Annotated in this window: 11 protein-coding genes; 9 read left to right on the forward strand and 2 right to left on the reverse strand. The window is 69.1% G+C overall.

Annotation, left to right across the window (positions count from 1 at the left end):
- Positions 1–71: 71 nt before the first annotated feature.
- From WME76_RS31985 to WME76_RS32005, 5 genes are all read left to right on the forward strand, one after another.
- A complete protein-coding gene (locus WME76_RS31985) occupies positions 72–1385 on the forward strand; it encodes an inositol-3-phosphate synthase (RefSeq protein ID WP_437956028.1) in 1314 nt (437 codons plus the stop codon).
- Positions 1386–1698: 313 nt separating this feature from the next.
- Positions 1699–2199, forward strand: a complete 501-nt coding sequence (locus WME76_RS31990; RefSeq protein WP_437956029.1) for a hypothetical protein — start codon at positions 1699–1701, stop codon at positions 2197–2199.
- Positions 2200–2356: 157 nt separating this feature from the next.
- The gene (locus WME76_RS31995) at positions 2357–2863 is read left to right on the forward strand and encodes a phosphatase domain-containing putative toxin (protein ID WP_437956030.1); all 507 of its coding nucleotides are present in this window, start codon (positions 2357–2359) and stop codon (positions 2861–2863) included.
- A 576-nt stretch (positions 2864–3439) separates the two neighbouring features.
- On the forward strand, positions 3440–4633 hold the full coding sequence (locus WME76_RS32000; protein WP_437956031.1) for an alpha/beta hydrolase: 1194 nt from the start codon (positions 3440–3442) through the stop codon (positions 4631–4633).
- A gap of 303 nt (positions 4634–4936) precedes the next feature.
- The gene (locus WME76_RS32005) at positions 4937–5779 is read left to right on the forward strand and encodes a PP2C family protein-serine/threonine phosphatase (RefSeq protein WP_437956032.1); all 843 of its coding nucleotides are present in this window, start codon (positions 4937–4939) and stop codon (positions 5777–5779) included.
- Positions 5780–5923: 144 nt separating this feature from the next.
- On the opposite strand, the gene WME76_RS32010 is transcribed toward WME76_RS32005, so the two are convergent.
- Positions 5924–8743, reverse strand: coding sequence for a hypothetical protein (locus tag WME76_RS32010; protein WP_437962178.1), 2820 nt, complete (start codon positions 8741–8743; stop codon positions 5924–5926).
- A 379-nt stretch (positions 8744–9122) separates the two neighbouring features.
- On the opposite strand from WME76_RS32010, the gene WME76_RS32015 reads away from it, so the two are divergent.
- The 4 genes from WME76_RS32015 to WME76_RS32030 all read left to right on the forward strand — a co-directional run bounded on the left by WME76_RS32015 (position 9123) and on the right by WME76_RS32030 (position 16348).
- Positions 9123–11033 (forward strand): aldo/keto reductase, encoded by a 1911-nt coding sequence (locus WME76_RS32015; RefSeq protein ID WP_437956033.1) that lies wholly within the window; start codon positions 9123–9125, stop codon positions 11031–11033.
- A 66-nt stretch (positions 11034–11099) separates the two neighbouring features.
- Positions 11100–13718 (forward strand): rifamycin-inactivating phosphotransferase, encoded by a 2619-nt coding sequence (gene rph / locus WME76_RS32020; protein WP_437956034.1) that lies wholly within the window; start codon positions 11100–11102, stop codon positions 13716–13718.
- A 348-nt stretch (positions 13719–14066) separates the two neighbouring features.
- The gene (locus WME76_RS32025) at positions 14067–15200 is read left to right on the forward strand and encodes an alpha/beta hydrolase family protein (RefSeq protein ID WP_437956035.1); all 1134 of its coding nucleotides are present in this window, start codon (positions 14067–14069) and stop codon (positions 15198–15200) included.
- 134 nt (positions 15201–15334) lie between these two features.
- Positions 15335–16348: an SMP-30/gluconolactonase/LRE family protein gene (locus WME76_RS32030; RefSeq protein ID WP_437956036.1), complete on the forward strand. Its 1014-nt coding sequence runs from the start codon at positions 15335–15337 to the stop codon at positions 16346–16348.
- A 47-nt stretch (positions 16349–16395) separates the two neighbouring features.
- Here WME76_RS32030 and WME76_RS32035 read toward each other — a convergent pair whose 3' ends face one another.
- Positions 16396–17154, reverse strand: a complete 759-nt coding sequence (locus WME76_RS32035; RefSeq protein ID WP_437956037.1) for a hypothetical protein — start codon at positions 17152–17154, stop codon at positions 16396–16398.
- Positions 17155–17738 lie beyond the last annotated feature (584 nt).

Raw genomic sequence — 17738 nt, forward strand, 5'->3', positions numbered from 1 at the left:
CCGGGAACGGCTGCGCTGGGAAACGAGCAGCCCGAGAGCGGCTGAGCTGAATCGAGCGAGGAGAGGATCGGATGAAGCAGCCGCAGAAGCTGGTGAAGCCGCAGGGGAAGCTGGCCGTGCTCCTCCCGGGGCTCGGGGCCGTGTCGACGACGACGATCGCGGGCGTGATGCTCGCGCGGCGCGGGGTGGCCGCGCCGGTGGGGGCGCTATCCCAGCTCGGGACGATCCGGCTGGGCAAGCGCACGGAGAACCGCTCCCCGAGGATCAAGGATTTCGTCCCGCTGGCGTCGCTCGATGATCTGGAGTTCGGCGGATGGGACATCTTCCCTGACAACGCGCATGAAGCGGCGGTCGAGGCGAAGGTGCTCGAGGCGGCGCACCTCGATGCGGTCCGCGAGGAGCTCTCCGGGGTGACGCCGATGAAGGCGGTGTTCTACCCGGACTACGTGCGCCGGCTCCACGGCCCGCACGTGAAGACGGGCCGCAACAAGGCCGACATGGTGGAGCAGGTGCGGGACGACATCCGCGGCTTCGTGCGGTCGCGCGGGGCGGCTCGGGCGGTGGCGGTGTGGTGTGGATCGACGGAGATCTTCATCGCGCCGTCGGAGGTGCACCAGTCGGCGGCCGCGTTCGAGGCGGGGCTCCTGTCGAACCACCCTGGCATCTCGAACTCGCAGATCTACGCCTGGGCGTGCATCAAGGAGGGGGTCCCGTTCGCGAACGGGGCGCCGAACCTGACCGTCGATTTCCCGGCGGCGTCGGAGCTCTCGCGCGATCACGGGGTGCCGATCGCGGGCAAGGACTTCAAGACGGGGCAGACCCTGATGAAGACGGTGATCGCGCCGGCGCTCAAGGCGCGGATGCTCGGGATCTCGGGGTGGTTCTCGACGAACATCCTCGGCAACCGCGACGGCGTGGTGCTCGACGATCCGGACTCGTTCAAGACGAAGGAGGCGTCGAAGCTCAGCGTGCTCGATCAGATCCTCCAGCCGGGTCTCTACAAGGAGCTGTATTCGAAGCTCTACCACAAGGTGCGGATCGAGCATTATCCGCCGCGCGGGGACGCGAAGGAGGGGTGGGACAACATCGATCTGTTCGGGTGGCTCGGCTATCCGATGCAGATGAAGGTGAACTTCCTCTGCCGGGACTCGATCCTCGCGGCGCCGATCGTGCTCGACCTGGCGCTGTTCCTGGATCTGGCGGCGCGGGCGGGGTTCAGCGGGACGCAGGAGTGGCTGAGCTTCTACTTCAAGAGCCCGATGACCGCGCCGGAGCTCTACCCGGAGCACGACCTGTTCATCCAGTCGATGAAGCTGAAGAACACGCTGCGCTGGATGATGGGGGAAGAGCTGATCACGCACCTCGGGAACGAGTACTACGACTGAGGAGCGCGTCGGGTCGCGGCGCGGTGGTCGCGCCGAGCGCGGACTGGGCTCGTGAACGGGGTGAGCCCCGCAGCGCGGGCGCGGTCCGCTGTTGTGCCATGATGTGCGTGCCATGGTGTGCCGATAGCGGGCGGCGCACCGGACGGCGCTGGAGAGAACGCCGTCGGATGCGGAGCTTCTGCGCTTCCGGCGCAAGGGGATCGCTGCGCGGGGCACAGGGTATGGCCGTTGCAGTGCGCGGGGCATGAACCTCCGTCGCGCACTTCAGCTTGCCGCGGTGGGCGCCGTGCTTGCCACAGCGCCTTCCTCGGCCATGGCCACGGCATGCCCCACCTCATCGGTCGAGGCAACGAACGTCGAGGTGGTGGTCACGCCGGAGACGGCGTGTCTCTACGTGGAGCTGGTCCATCTGATATGCGAGAGCAGCCCCGCGGTCGAGATCACGAACGGCTGCGAGGGACCGATCTCGCTGCCCGAGGAGTTCACCTGTCGAGACGAGGAGGGCGACGGGTGCGATCTCGCGCCGGGCGAGCGCGAGCTGGCGTACCTGCATGTGGACGAGGACGGCCACCACGAGGTGGAGTACGTGGTCACGCGGGATGGCGCGCCTGTCGAGGTGCACGTCAGCTTCGATGCAAAGGTAAACAGGGGGACGAACGAGATGGAGTCGACGTCGATGTGCTCGCTGGGCGCGCCGCGCTCCGAGCGAAAGGGCGTGAGCGTCGCGGCGGCGGCGACGGCCGCGCTGGCCGTGGTCCTCGCGGCGCGCCGAGGGAGCCGCAAGCGCGCTGGTGGGGCGAGGGGAAGAGCGTGAGTCGGCGGGCGCTCCCGGGCGCAGGCGGAGAAGCGTGATCTGCGACGGCCAGACGTCTGGCCACGGACAGCCAGACGTCTGGCCACGGACAGCCAGACGTCTGGCCACGCACAGCCAGACGTCTGGCAATGGTCAACTTTGGTTCATCTGCTGATCCATGCACGTCGACTACATGCCCCCTGCAATGACCGGTCTCGTCGCGGGCATCGGGATGATGGCGGCGCCGGGGCGAGGCCGGCCGCTGGTCGAGGATCTCGACGAGCTCCGTCATCTCCATGGCGCCAGACTCCTCGTCTCGCTTGTCAGTGAGCACGAGCTCGAGCTTCTGGGGATCCAGGAGCTGGCCGAGCGTGCGACGGAACGGGGCATTGCCGTCCTGCGCTGGCCTTTCGGCGACTTCTCGGCACCGTCCGACATCACGGCCCTTCATGCGCCGGTCGATCGGATCCTCGACACGGCCGCGCGGGGGCGCGCCGCGATCATCCACTGTTGGGCCGGCCTGGGCAGGACGGGGCTCGTCGCGGCAGCTTGCTTGGTGAAGCGTGGGCTCGCGCCGGTCGACGCGATCGCCGCCGTGAGGCGTTGCCGCCGTGGGGCCATCGAGAACAGCGATCAGGAAGAAGCGATTGCTGACTTCGCGCGCTCTCTCGGTCGGAGCAGGTGACCCGACGGGTCCGCTGCTCGCGTCGACGCGGCTGCGCGCCGGTGCAGTTGCCCCTGTTCGGGCGATGCTGCCATCTCGCGGACCCGGGAGCGCTGCCCCCCTGGCGGCGCCACGGTGGAGGGCGGCCGCCACCCCATCGGGCCGCAGCCGCGGAGATCGCCGCAGAAGGATACCGCCTGCTGGGAGGCATGCCGCGTCGCGGCGAGCAGCAGGCTCACGCTGCGACAGAAAAACTTCGCTCCGGCACGATTCGCTCTCGTGGTGAGCCGATCCGAGGGCGATCCGCTACTGCCATTGAGCCCTGGCGAGCGCATGCCTCCCCTACACGGCTGCATGGTAGGAGCGTTCACTGTGTCGAACTTTCGTTTGAGTCGACGTTCCATGCTGCGCTGTGCCGGCGCCATCGCCATCGCGCTCCCCTGGCTGGGGATCATGGGCACCGAGCGCACGGCGCGGGCGCACCCCTCCCCTGACGCAAGCCCGCGACCGCCTCGCCGAGGGGACGCTGCCTCTGCTCGACGAGTCGACGCGAGTGATTGCTTCGCAGCGTAACGCAACCCAATCCCAGGAGGATCCATGAGCCGCTCGATCCCATGCAGTATCTCGCTCCTCGTCGCGCTTTCAATCGCCGCTTGCGGGTCCGACAACGACGCCGCCGACGGCTCGGGCGGCAGCGGAGGAAACGGAAACAGCAGCTCTCCGAGCAGCAGCAGCTCTTCGAGCAGCAGCAGCGCCTCGACCAGCAGCGGCAGCACCTCGGGCGCGGGCGGCACGGACGACCCGGGCCCGAACGGCGGGGGAGGACAGGGCGGGACGATCGATCCGGTCGGCACCGAAGGCGACGGCGATTTCGAGATCGGGCCTGACTACCAGGACGCCCCGGAGATCAAGAGGATCGACGGCGTTCCCCAGGGGCGGACGTTCACGTTTTCCCTGTCGTCCCGGGAGAGCGAGATCTTCACCGGCCACGATCCGACCTTGAACGACAACGCCAAAGGAGATTTCAACCGCCGCGTGGAGGTCGCCATCCCCGCGACGTACGTCGACGGCGCGGAGGCGCCGTTCATGGTCGTCCAGGACGCGCGCGACAGGAACGAGATCATCAACACGATCAACAACCTCGTCGCGGACCCGAACAACCGTTTCCCGAGCGTCATCGCCATCTTCGCCGCGAGCGGAGGGGGCGACTCGTACGGCAGCGAGCGGGGGCTCGAATACGACACCATGTCGGACGCCTATCAGAGGTTCGTCGATACGGAGCTCCTCGAGGCGGTCAAGAACGACCAGGCCGTTCACGCCGCGTACCCCAACCTGAAGTTCACCAGCAATCCGGACGGCCGCGCCACGTACGGATGCAGCTCGGGCGGGGCGGCGGCGCTGACCATGGGCTGGTTCGGCCACGACACCTACCGCAAGATCGTCACCTACTCCGGCACGTTCGTCGACCAGCAGAACCCCCGCGCGCCCACCGAGGCCGAGTATCCCGACGGCGCCTGGGAGTACACGGAGGGGCTCATCCGGGACAGCCCGCGCAAGCCGCTGCGCATCTTCCTGCAGGTCGGCGACAACGACCTCGGCAGCACCAGAGATGAAGCGAGCCACCACAACTGGGTGATGGCGAACCAGCGCGTGGCGGCGATCCTCAAGGAGAAGGGGTATCATTACCGCTTCGTCTACTCGAAGGGCGCCGCCCACTGCGACGGGAAAGTGATCAGGCAGACGCTCCCCGACACGCTGCGCTGGATGTGGCGAGGCTATCCGGCCGATTGACGCATGGGTAGACGCCGTGGGTACCGTGCCCCACGCTCATGGCGCTGGACAGCAGTTGGGCCTTGCGGCGCAGAGCGGATCTGCGAGAATTTTCGTGGGTGACATCACAAATCGCGACAATCTGGACAGACCTGGTCTGGCGGCTTCCGGTGACCGATCGATTCTCCACGAACGGCGTAGCGGATGGGCGGGCGCGGTCGGAGCAGGGCCGCGAGCCGGAGTGCGAACCGGAGCGGCAACGGCTGTTTGACGTCAGGCGGGCCCATCGGCCGTGCTCGGCCGCTGAATGAGCGAGAGGAGCTCATGGTCGTGGACGCATTGCACATTCTTGCGCACGCATCGAAAGGGGGCTGGGCTCCCGACGGCGACGACCGGTGTCTGGTGGATCGCGACCTTGGTCTCCTCCTGGTCGCGAACGGATCCGGACCCAGATACGGTGGGTATCACGCGCCGTTCGGCCTTGACCCAGGCCTGGACGCATTCCGAAGTACATTCGCCAGCTCGTCCGATTCCGAGCCGGCGCGGCTGCTCGGGGCGCTCGCCGCCGCCGACGCGACGATGAGGCGTCTGGGCGCCGAGTATGAGCGGCTGTTCGAGGTCGAGCGCTCCAGGTCGTCCGACCATCCCATGGAGGCCGCGCTTCGCGCGGCGGACGCGGTCCGGCCGAAGCGCTGGAGCCATTTGCGCTCACATTGTCACTTCGCAGGCGGAATCACTGCATGCAGCATCCAGGCGAGCGGCGCGCTCTGCTTCGTTCAGGTAGGGAGCGGGCGCGCCTATGTGCTTCGTGACGGCCGTCTTCGTTCCGTCGTGAAGGACCACACGCTCCTCACACGGATGGAGGAGGGTGAGGTGAGCATGGAGGGGATGGACTATCGCGACAACACCATCTTCTATCGTCACATCGTGACCCAGCTCCTCGGCATGGGCGACCATCTGAAGCCGGAGTGTGCGCAGGAGCGCCTGGAGCCGCGGGACCGCGTGCTCGTGTGCACGGAGGGCGTGTGGAACCGTGACCGGGGCGAAGAGTCGGTCCTTCAACTCCTCGCCGCCACGCCTGCCGACTTTCGCGAGCTTCTGGACGCGACCGCGCGGGGGAGCATGCACGACGCGACGGCGATCCGTTTCTCACGTCGAGACGCTTGACTCCCGCGGGCTACGTCGACGTCACCTGCGCCGCCTGGGGGGACATCCCCCCGCGGTCCGCGGCCCGCTCGAGCGGCTCATCGTGGAGCTCCGGGCCGGTCTCGCTCCGCCCCCTGGGCCGCGCCGTTCGGTGACCGCCACGGCTCAAGGCGTGCTGTCCGGATCCGCCGGATCGCTCCCCGAGGCGACCTCGTCGCCGTCGAGGAAGCCGTCGAGATCGCGGTCGACGCCGATGCGCTCCCCGTTGCCCGGGGGCACGCAGGTGTAGGTCAGCACGCTGCTCGTCACGCTCACGATGATCCGCAACAAGGCGTCCGGGATGGGCGGCAGCGACTGCCGGTTCGCCGCGAACTCACCCTGGCCGAGGTAGAGGAAGCCCGTATCCTGGAGCCAGAAGCGGCCCTTGGCGACGAGATCGCACTCGCCCGCGTCGGCCCGCTCCATCAAGAGGTCGATCCGCGCGCCGACCGTCGCTCCGTTCATGGCGTCGAGCGTCACCTGCTGGCCCACGATGGGCGCCAGGTTGCTCTCGAAGGCGAGCTGATACTCCTCCATGTCCCTCTTCGCCTGCTCGCCGGCCGCGTCGAGCGGGATGCCGACGGGGTTGATCGGCCCCGCGTCGAACGCGCTGCAGAACTTGAACAGGTCCGGGACCGAGCCGTCATGGAACAGGCCGAAACCGCGGACCTGCTCCCCCAGGAATGGATCGGGCGGGACCGACCCGGACAGCGCGCTGGTGCCGAACATCCCGACCTTCTGATACACGTTGCGCAGGTGCGGGATTTTCACGATCTGCGGCTCGGCGTCGTTCGACGAGCGGCCGTCGGTCCCGAAGAACCCTCGAAAGACGCCCTCGCTCGGGTTGGCGTCGAGATCGACCACGTGGCACGTCTCGCATGCGCCGTTCGGGACGACGGTGACGCTGCGAAAGAAATCGCGCCCGGCCTGTTGCTGCGGTGTGAGCGCGTTGTCGAGGTTCCGGATCGGGTTCGGCGGATAGGTGACCTGGAGGATGAAGTCGGTGAACTTCTGCATCTCCTCCTCGGAGAGCCGCGCGCTGCGCCCGAGCAGGTCCACGAACGCGCCGTTGAACTTCTTGAACGCCGCGTCCTCGTCGAAGGCGCCGTCCTCGGGCTGCGAGCTCGCCTCGTCGTTGCCGCCGGTGCGGTCGCCGCGCCAGTGCATCGGGCCGTGGTTCTCCATGCCGCGCAGGCTCTGGGTCGTCATCGGGCCCTTCATCGGGTGGAAATCGGGGTCCGCCCCGAGGAGCGGGTCGGTGCCGAAGATGGGCTCGAGCGAGGGATCGATGGGGACGATCGGAGACGGATTGTTGAGCACGCTGCCGTCGGGATTGCCGAGATCCCACGCCAGGCTGTCGAAATCCGCGAAGACGTGGCAGCTCCCGCAGGCCGATTCGCCGTTGCTCGACGTGAAGCGCGCGTCGTAGAGGAACGGGCGCCCCTCGACGATCGCCGGCGGCTCGGGGTTGTGCATGGGGACGTGCGCGATCTCCTGCCGCGTCGCGGTGTTCACCACGGAGATCGCGTTGTCGAAGCGGGTGAGCGCGAAGAGGCGGTTGCGCGCGTCGTCGAGCACGATCCCGGTGGGGCCGCCGCCGCTCAGCGCGATGTGGTCCGCGGCGCTGGGCGCGAAGGTGTCGTTCTCGAGGGCGGCGGTGTCGAGCACGCCGATCTTGCTCGACCCGAACGCGGCGACGTAGAGCTTCTTGCCGTTCTTCGACACGGCCATCCCGAGCGGCTGCGAGAGGCTCTTGTCGTTCACCGCGCTCGGCAGCGGGGCGGGCGGGGCGTCGTAGTCGATGTGCTTGTTGAGGTGCCGCGTCGCGACGCTGCCGGCGCTCAACACGGCGATGCGCGCCTCGTGCAGGTGGCCGCGCAGGCTCTCGCCCGCGTGGACGCCGGGCCCCTCGAAGCGGAGGTCGTTGCGGGCCTCGGTGTTGCTCACGTAGACCTTGCCGCTCTTCGGGTTGACGGCCATGTTGAAGAGGATGGTGCCCACGCCGGCGTAGAAGCCCGCCGGGCCGGCGAGCTGCGCGGGTGGGCTCGCGGTCGCGTCGATGACGAAGACGTCCTTGTCCGGCAGGGAGAACCTGACCTCGTCGTCCCAGGTCCGCCCGAGGACGTCCCGCCAGTGCTCGCCGTCGTGCTTCACGAGGAGCCCGACCTCCGGCGCGGGGACGCCCTCCGCGTTCGTGTTCGGCCCCGGCACGCCGCCGGCGTCCTCGCCGCCGTCCGGCACGACGAGCTCGGGGACGATGGTGGTGCGGTTGCCGGAGTGGAACGCGGCCGCATAGACGCGCTTCCCGTCGGGCGTGACCGCGAGCGCGCGCGGCGTGTCGCTGAAGAGCGTGACGATGGTGAGCGGATCGCCGCCGAGGGAGCTGCCGAGGTGATTGGCGTCGAAGACCCAGACGTCGGCGCGCCCCACGCCGGGCGTGGTGAGCTGCGGGTCGAAGGGGATGTTCTGGCCGCGGTGGGCGGCGGTGATGAAGGCGCGCGCCCTGCCCGGGCCTGCGAAGACGACGTCGCGCGGCTCGTCGCCGACGAGGAGGGTCCGCACGACGGCGCCCCCGTACCCGCCCGGGGCGACCTTCACGACGCTCACGCTGTCGGAGAGATGGTTGATGACCCAGACCTCCGTGTCGCTGCGCGCCGCGACGGCGACCGGCTCGAGGCCCACCGGCACCGAGCCCCGATGCACGAGATTGCCGCCATGGATCGCGAAGATCTCGAGGTGGCCATCCGGGGTATTGACGGCGAAGAGGAGCTTGCCGTTCGGTGAAAGGGCCAGCGGGCGGACCTGCCCGCTCTCGAACAGCGTATAGGACGACGTGGCCGCGGCGGCGCTGCTCACGGCGAGCGCTGCGGAGAGCGCTGCGGCTGAGAACGCGGGCTTCACGAACGCACGGCCAAGAGACGAGCCTGAACGGCGCGACGCTCTCATCATGGGCACCTCACTCGTGGGGGGACGATGGCCAACGCTCGTCGACAAGGAACGACGGGTGGACACGATGATCGCACGTCCTGCTGAGCTTGCCAATCAATACATTCTTTTGCTTCTCGCCTTACGCCCCCAGCGTTCCAATCACGACGACGCGGTGCCCTCGAAGAGGGGGCCAGATCGCTGACGAGAGTTCGAGGCCGTCATCGCGCTGACGCAGAGGATCTCTGGATGTCGGAGACGGACTCCCGGGGGTGGACCCGGGTCACGACCCTGAGCGCGCACGCCACCGAGCTTCTGCAGCGTCAGCAGCGTCAGCAAATCAGCAGCATCAGCGCCGGCGCTTGCATCGAGCCGCGGACCTGGGTACGCCAGCGTCTCCGTGACTCCCGCCCCCTCGCCCTACGGTGTCCTAGGCCCCCTCGACGTTCCCCTCTGCATCGGCCTGCTCCGGCTGGCCACGGAGGGGCGCCCCTCGGAAGAGGACGCGACCGCCGTCATCCACGTTGCCCTCGATCAAGGCGTACGCCTCCTCGACACCGCCGACTCCTACTGCCTCACCGACCGCGAGGTCCACTATGGAGAGCGCCTCGTCCGCAAGGCGCTCGACGCGTGGTCCGGCCCGCGCGACGACGTGCGCGTCATCACCAAGGCGGGCCTCACCCGACCCAAAGGGCGATGGGCCCCGAACGGCAGCCGCGACCACCTGCGCCGCACGGTCGAGGGCAGCCTGAAGGCGCTCGGCGTCTCGCGGATCTTCATGCTCCTCCTCCACGTGACCGACCCCAGGACCCCCCTCGAAGAGAGCCTCGCCGCCCTCGCCGAGCTGCAGAAAGAGGGCCTCATCGAGCACCTCGGCCTCAGCAACACCTCCATCGCAGAGGTCCGCCAGGCCGAGCGGCACTTTCCGGTGCGGGCCATCCAGGAGGAGCTGAGCGTCCTCGATCGCGGCAGCGCCGCCCGAGGCCTCTTCGAGCTCGCCAGGCACATGGGCATCCCGTTCCTCGCCCACCGGCCGCTCGGCGGTCACGCCAAGGTCGATAGCCTCCTCAAGAACCGCGCGATCAAGCCCATCGCCGCGCGGCACGGCATCACGCCCCAGGAGGCGGCCCTCGCGGCCCTGCTCGATCTCGGCCCGCCAGTCCTTCCCTTGTTCGGGGCGACCAGGCGGGAGAGCGTCGAGTCCTGCTTGCGCGCGCTCCGGGTCCCCTTTGGCGCGGGCGATCGAGCCGACCTCTCGAAGATCAGCTTTGCGCCCACGGCCGATGCGCTGGCCTCGGTCGCGCCCCCCGTGATCCCCGCCGGCCTGCGCAAGCTCGAGCCCGGAGAGGGCCCCGGCGATGCGCCCGAGGTGGTCGTGGTCATGGGAATCCAAGGGGCCGGCAAATCGTCGGAGGTCGCCCGCTACACGGCGAAAGGGTACGCGCGCCTGAACCGCGATGAGCTCGGCGGCACGCTCGACGGCGTGGTCAAGAAGCTCGGAGAGCTGCTCTCCTCGGGGCAAACGCGGGTGGTCCTCGACAATACGTACGGCACGCGCGCGTCGCGCTATGCGGTGCTCCGGATGGCGCACGCGCACGGCGTGCCGGTCCGGTGCCGGTACCTGGCCACGCCCATCAACGAGGCCTACGCGAACGTCGTCCTGCGCGTCCTCGAGCGCCACGGTAAGCTGCTCGGGCCGGAGGACATGAAAGCGCTCGGCAAAGAGGATCCCAACCTGCCGCCGCCGCAGGCGCTCTCGCGGTGGGCCGCGAATTTCGAGGCGCCGCACGTGGATGAGGGGTTCTCGGTGGTCGAGGAGATCCCGTTTGCCCGGCGCGTCGATCCGCTCTTCACGGGCAAGGGCCTGCTCCTCGACGTCGACGGCACGCTGCGAAGGACAAAGAGCGGCGAGATCTACCCGCGCGACCCCGGCGACGTCGAGCTCCTGCCCGGTCGGCGCGCGGTCCTGGAGCGCTGGGTCAACGACGGATACACGCTCTTCTTCGTGTCGAACCAGAGCGGCATCTCGAAAGGATCGGTGACCGAAGAGGCTGTCCTGGCCGCGTTCTCGCGGACGATCGAGCTCCTCGGCCTGCCCGTGGCCGAGGTCATGTACTGCCCGCACCCGGCGTTTCCGGTCGGCTGCTTCTGCCGCAAGCCCCTGCCGGGGCTCGGGATATCGCTGATCCAGCGCCACAAGCTCGCGCGCGAGCACCTGGTCATGGTCGGCGATATGGAGAGCGACCGGGAGTTCGCGCGAGCGCTCGGGGCGAAGTACATGACGGCCGAGGAGCTCTTCCCAGGCGAGTGAGCGCCCGCGAGCGCAGCATGGCGCCCACGCAAAACGAGCTGCCGATTCCCAGAGGGAGGTGAACGGATGCGGACCTATGTGCTCGATCTCCAGGAGGTCGATCGAACGAAGGCCAACGTGGTCGGGGGGAAGGGCGCGAACCTGGGGGAGCTCTCGCGGATCGAGGGGATCCGCGTGCCCGCCGGCTTCTGCGTCACGACCGAAGCCTTCCGGCGGATCCTGGGAGAAGCGCCGTCGATCGGCGGGTTGCTCGATCGGTTGTCGTCGCTCGAAGTGGGAGACCGGGAGGGCATCCGGGAGCTCAGCGGCGAGCTGCGCCGGATCATCGAAGGGACGCCCATCCCCGAGGACCTGCAGGCGGCGCTCACCCAGGCGCTCTCCAGGCTCGGCGCGGACGATGCCTACGCCGTACGGTCCAGCGCGACGGCGGAGGACTTGCCGGGGGCTTCCTTCGCGGGCCAGCAGGATACGTACCTGAACGTCCTCGGGACGCAGGCGATCCTGCAGCACATCCGCCGGTGCTGGGCATCGCTCTTCACCGAGCGGGCCGTGACCTACCGGATCCAGCACGGCTTCGATCACCGCAAGGTCCACATGGCGGTGGTGGTGCAGAAGATGGTCTTCGCGCAGGCGGCCGGGATCCTCTTCACGGCCGATCCCGTCACGTCGAACCGGAAGGTGTCGTCAATCGAGGCTGGCCTCGGCCTGGGGGAGGCCCTTGTCGCCGGCCTGGCGAGCGCCGATCGCTACAAGGTGCGGAACGGCCAGATCATCGACAAGGTTATCGCCAGGAAGACGCTGGCGACGCGTGCCCTGGAGGGGGGCGGCACCGAAGAACGGGCGATCGCGCCCGAGCGGCAGGGCGGGCAGGCGCTGGCGGATGCGCAGATCCTGCGGCTCGAGCGCCTGGGCCGGCAGATCGAAGGGCATTTCGGCCACCCCCAGGACATCGAGTGGTGCCTCGTCGAGGAGGAGCTCCACATCGTCCAGAGCCGGCCGATCACGACGCTGTTTCCCATCCCCGACGCAGGGGATCGAGGCAACCACGTCTACCTGTCCGTCGGCCATCAACAGATGATGACCGACCCCATGAAGCCCCTGGGGCTGTCCTTGTTCCAGCTGACCGCTGCTGGCCGCATGTACGCAGCGGGCGGCAGGTTGTTCGTCGATCCCACGAAGACGCTGGCCTCGCCGGCCAGCCGGGACGCCCTCCTGGATCTCGTGGGGCGCTCCGATCCGCTCACCAGGGACGCCCTCTCGACCCTCATCGAGCGGGGAGATTTCATCGAGCCGTTGCCCGGCGATCCGGCGGCCTCGCCTCCCGGCCAGGGCAAGCAAGGGTCGGCGCTCGCGCGCTTCGACGCGCAGGTCGAGGACGACCCGGCGATCGTCGCGGAGCTGATCGAGCGCAGCCAGGCCGCGCTCGAGGAGCTGAAGCGCGACATCCGGACCAGGACCGGAACGGCGTTGTTCGACTTCATCCTGGAGGACATCCAGCGATTGAAGGAGTCCCTCTCCGATCCGCGGAGCATGGGCGTGATCATGGGGGCCATGAAGGCCGCATGGTGGCTCAACGAGAAGATGATGGCGTGGCTCGGCGAGAGGAACGCCGCGGATACGCTCTCCCAGTCCGTGTCGAACAACGTCACGTCGGAGATGGGCCTGGCGTTGCTGGACGTCGCCGACGTGATCCGCCCTTATCCGGACGTGGTCGCCTATTTGCAGAGCGTGAAGCACGATGGCTTCCTGGAGGAGCTGGTCGAGCTCGACGGCGGGCAGCAGGCCCGGGACGCCATCCGGGCTTACCTCGACAGATACGGCATGCGATGTGCCGGGGAGATCGACATCACGAGAGCCCGCTGGAGCGAGAAGCCGACGACCCTGGTCCCCTTGATCCTGAGAAACGTCAAGAACTTCGAGCCTCGTGCCGGCGAGCGGAAGCTCGAGCAGGGGCGGCAGGAGGCGCTGGAGCGCGCGCGAGCGCTGCTGGACCGGTTGAGGCAGCTGCCGGATGGGGAGCAGAAGGCCAGCGAAGCCCGGCGGATGATCGACCGGCTCCGGAGCTTCATCGGTTATCGCGAGTATCCGAAGTACGGCATCGTCAATCGCTACTTCGTTTACAAGCAGGCCTTGCTGCGAGAGGCCGAGCGGCTCGTCCAGGCCGGCGTGATCCACGACGCCGAAGACATCTACTACCTCACGTTCGACGAGCTTCGCGAGGTCGTGCGCACGCATCGGCTGGACGACCAGCTCCTCGGCAAACGGAGGGCCGAGCACGAGCTCCACAAGAGGCTGACGCCCCCGCGCGTCATCACGTCCGATGGGGAGATCGTGACAGGCGCGTACAAGCGCGCCGATCTCCCCGCCGGAGCCATCGTCGGCCTGCCGGTCTCCTCCGGCGTCGTCGAGGGACGAGCCCGCGTCCTCCTGGACATGGCCGGCGCGGATCTGGAGGCGGGGGACATCCTCGTCACCGCCTTCACCGACCCGAGCTGGACGCCCTTGTTCGTGTCCATCAAGGGCCTGGTGACCGAGGTCGGGGGCCTGATGACCCATGGCGCGGTGATCGCCCGGGAATACGGCTTGCCGGCCGTCGTCGGCGTGGAACATGCGACCCGGTTGATCCGGGATGGGCAACGCATCCGCGTGCACGGCACGGACGGGTATGTCGAGATCCTCCCATGAGGAAGGTCCGGCCTTCCGCTGCCGCGAGCGCATTCCGTCCCGTCTCACCTTGGTGAACGCAGCCACAGGTCGCACGTTTGTGAACGCACACACAGGTCGATGACCCATCGCCTCTGCGCCCGTCGAGCGGGCCGGCGAAGATCGCGATCCTGCGCACACCTTTTCGAGCGCGGCGCGCCGGAAGAGCCCGCGTTTGACGCGGCGCTCCGGAGGAGACCCGCCAGCCTGCTCCACCTCGGGATCGAGGGCAGCCGCAGGCCGGTCGATTGAAATTGACACCGAGAATGTGAACGCTCACACTGCCGTGAACGGGTATCCTCTTACTTCGGTCATTCGATGACAATTGCTATGAAGACCAAATCTAGTCGGGCTTTCATCTGGGCCGCGCTGGGCATGATCGTCGGCGCTTGCAGTGGCTCGGTTGACGACGGCAACGCTGGTGGGAGCGGCGGAGCCTCGGCGGCCTCGGGAGGGAGCGTGAGCGGCTCGGGCGGCGAGCAGGCGGCCTCCACCGGAGGTCCTCCGGCTGTGGGCTCGAGCAGCTCCCAGAGCACGACCGGAGGGTCTGACGCCTCCGGCACGGGCACCGCGGGCGGAGCGTCGCCTGCCGGCGGCGGGGACATGGCGAGCGGGAGCGGAGGCTCGGGCGGCGGCGTCTTCACCGGCACGTGCACCGAGTCGCAGAGGGTCAACAAGAACGTGTCGGGGAGCGGCCCTCATCAGGTGGTCCTCGAGACGAATTCGGACCCTGGCATCAACCAGGGCACCATCTTCCGTCCGGCGGATCTCGATGGGGACACCAAGTATCCCATCTTCGTCTGGGGGCAGGGCGGATGTTCGCGCGACGGGTTCGCGAATGAAGCGGCCATGGCCGAGATCGCCTCGCACGGCTACTTCGTGGTGGCGGACGGGACACCGGGAAACACGGAGCCCAACCGCGAGCTCGGTGGCGGCGGCGACGTGCTGCTCGCCTACGTCGACTGGGTGATCGCCGAGAACGAGAAGCCTTGCAGCGCCTACTACCACAAGATCGAGACCACGAAGGTCGGCGCGAACGGCTTCTCCTGCGGCGGCTTGATGGCGGCGGGGACCGCCGCCGACCCCAGGATGACGACCTGGGGGCACACGAGCAGCGGCTCTTTCTCGGTGAATCAGGCGTTCTACAACTCGATTCACACGCCCGTGTTGATCATCACCGGCACCGCGGACAGCGTGGGCGCGTACCCGAACGGGCAGAGAGACTACGAGAACATCGCCGCCCAGGGTGATATCCCGGTCATGATGTTCGCCAAGGTCGGCGCGGACCACGGGGGCGATCTGTGGGCCCGGAACGGCGGCGATTTCACCAAGGTCAACCTGGCCTGGCTCAACTGGTGGCTGAAGGGCGACGAATCGGCCAGCGGCAAGGGCGCGCTCGTCGGCGCGAGCTGCCGCTACTGCACCGATAGTAGCTGGATTGTCTCTTCTGCCAATCTGCCCTAGATTGGATCGCTCTCGGACCGCCTTGCTCCGAGGAGCAGGGCGGTCTGACCGACAAGGCCACCCTGCGTTTGCTTCTTACCCGCTCGGCCAGCGCCCCCGGCGTCGTGGTAGATTCGCCGCCCGGAGGTCTTCCCATGGCACGAGCCCCCGGAATCTTCACGTGCATCGTCGCTGCGGCCGCGGTGGTCTCCTGCGGGGGGGAGGCGCCGCCGCCCGCGCTGGCGCCGGCGGCTCCCGCTCCCGCCGCGCCCGTCGCGGCGAGCAACGCCGAGCCCCCGCCTGCGGCGCCGGCTGCTCCCGCGGCGTCCGAGCCGCCCAGGCTCGCCGCGCCGAGCCCGGTCGCGACGTACACCGGCTTCGCCAGGCCGGAGAGCGTGCTCTACGACGCGGACAACGACCGCTACCTCGTCTCGAACGTCAACGGCAATCCGCACGACAAGGACAACAACGGCTTCATCTCCGTCCTCTCGCCCGACGGTCAGGTGACGAACCTGAAGTGGATCGAGGGCGGCAGGAACAAGGTCAAGCTCGACGCGCCGACGGGCTCGGCGATCGTGAACGGCGTGCTCTACGTCGCCGACCTCACGACGGTCCGGATGTTCGACCTCGCGACCGGGGCGCCGAGGGGTGAGATCCCCATCCCCGGCACGACGTTGCTGAACGACGTCGCGGCGGCCCCGGACGGCAGGGTCTATGTGTCCGACTCCGGCTTCAAGATCGGCGCGACCGGCAACCTCGAGGCGACGTCGAGCGACGCCATGTATGTGATCGAGAAGGGCAAGGCCAAGGCGCTGGCGAAGAGCACCGGCCTGCGCATGCCGAACGGCCTCGCGTGGACCGACAAGGGGCTCGTGGTCTGCTCGAGCGGCGCTCCCGAGGTCTTCCGCCTCGACGAGAAGGGCGCCAGGCAGGACGTGACCACCACGGCGCCCGGCGGCCGCCTCGACGGTCTGGTCTCCGTCGGAGACTCGCTCCTCGTGACCAGCCACGAAGCCTCGGCGGTGCTTCGCGGGAAGCTCGGCGGGACGTTCGAGGTCGCGATTCCCGAGCAGAAGACGCCCACGGACATCGGTTACGACACGAAGCGTGGACGCGTCCTCGTTCCTCACGTGATGGTGGACACGGTCGACGTCTACGAGATGAGGTGACCTGCGGGCTGCCGCTGTCGCGCGGGGATCGCCGCGCCGTGAGCCGCTCAGCGGTTCAGGTCGCCGTGGAAGGCGAAGCCGGTGCCCAGCGGGGCCATGATGCGCTGGATCAGGGGCTGGTCGACCCGCGCGCGCAGCGCGCCGTTGTCCAGGCCGCGCCCTGTGCAGCCGGAGAACGCGACATGGACCGCGCCTCGACCGGCGGCGTCCTCGAGGAGCAACACCGCGTCTGCCGGGGGCGGCGCCGGCGGGAGCGCGCACTCCTTCGGGTCGGCGTCGGGGTTCGGGCCGGGGGGCGCCGAGCTCAGGGCGGCGGCCAGCGCGGCGGCCTCCTGGCCGGAGAGGCGCGCGGAGGTCAGCAGCGTATCGGCGCTCGCACCGTAGTAGCAGAGGGAGATCGAGCTCGGGTTGGCGGGCGCCATGGCCGAACGCGCGGTGGGGTGCGTCGGCGCGGGTCGCTTCTCCGGAGGGCGCCTGGCAGGACACCCGTTGTGGTCGACGCTGACCAGCTGCGCGCTGTCGAGGATGCGGCGTGCGATGTCGGGGTCATGGGTCCGGACCGAGACCATGAGCTGACGCGACGGGATCCTCAGCCAGCCGAGATGGCGTCCGTCGGCGCCCCGCCCCTCGGTGCGCTCGGCGCTCACGCCGCCGAGCGACACGTCGCGGCGCGTGAACCCCGGGCCCCCGCGGACGTCGGCCGGCGCATCGTGGCCGATGATCGCGACCTGCTTCGTCGGCTCCTCGGCCGTCAGGCAACTTCGCTGCAGCCCCTGCGCCCGGACGACGGTGGGCCTGTCGCTCATGCCGCAGCCGTAGTCGTTGACCGCCCAATCGGCAGGGACCTCGATCTGCAGGCCGAGGGAGCTCTCTGGCCGCCACCCCTCAGCGGCTGCCGGCCGCGGCGTCGCCCCCGGCGCGGCGCTGGCGCTCGGCGCGGCGCTGGCGCTGGCGCTGGCGCCCGGTGCGGCGCTGGCGCCCGGCGCGGCGCTGGCGCTCGGCGCGGCGCTGGCGCTGGCGCTCGGCGCGGCGCTGGCGGGCCTGGACCCGGCGGCGGCACCCGCGCTGTCCGGCTCGGCGCGCGCGCAGGCGGCCGCCCCTGACCCGAGCGCGCCGGCGGCGAGGACCCACGCCAGCGCGCCTGAAGCCAGGCGCCAGGGCCGCGCCGGACGCCAGGGCCGCGCCGGACGCCAGGGCCGCGCCGGACGCCCCAGGTCCTGCCGCCATCGCGCGTCGAGGTCGCCCCCGCCGGCTCCGGCCCACGCCCCCGCTGCCGCTTCGCTCTCTCGATCTGCCTTTGCCATCGCTGTCTCTCACCGTTCGCGCGGCGGAGAGGAACCGCCGCGGCGCGCACCGACGCATACGCATGAGTCGACGGATCGGTCTACAT

The organism is Sorangium sp. So ce119 (genome assembly GCF_051524405.1).
Classification (GTDB): domain Bacteria; phylum Myxococcota_A; class Polyangia; order Polyangiales; family Polyangiaceae; genus Sorangium; species Sorangium cellulosum_G.